The sequence below is a fragment of the Alkalihalophilus lindianensis genome, from assembly GCF_032843265.1.
GTDB classification, from domain to species: Bacteria; Bacillota; Bacilli; order Bacillales; family Bacillaceae_D; genus Alkalihalophilus; species Alkalihalophilus lindianensis.
Genome location: NZ_JAWJBA010001070.1, coordinates 1 through 234, shown reverse-complemented (window position 1 = coordinate 234; position 234 = coordinate 1). Strand labels below are relative to the sequence as shown.

The following is a 234-nucleotide window of genomic DNA, read 5'->3' as shown; positions in this document are numbered from 1 at the left end:
CTCCCTGAAATCACCCCAAAGTGCCTGCAAGACGGCCAGCGCCGCCAGCCCGGCCGTTTCCGTACGCAAGACACGCGGCCCCAGTCGCACGGCCCGGAAACCCGACTGGCGCGCAGCAATGACTTCCTGCGGATCGAGTCCGCCTTCGGCGCCGATCAGCAACTGCACCTGCGTAGCCGGCGCAATGTCAGCCAAGGTCTCTTCGGCGTCGGGCGCCAACATCAGGCGCAATAC

At 66.2% G+C, this 234-nt stretch carries 1 protein-coding gene; it reads right to left on the bottom strand.

Annotated elements, in window-relative coordinates; all coding sequences use genetic code 11:
* A partial coding sequence (locus RYX56_RS25405) for an RsmE family RNA methyltransferase (protein ID WP_317124523.1) occupies window positions 1-234 on the bottom strand: 234 nt, incomplete at both ends.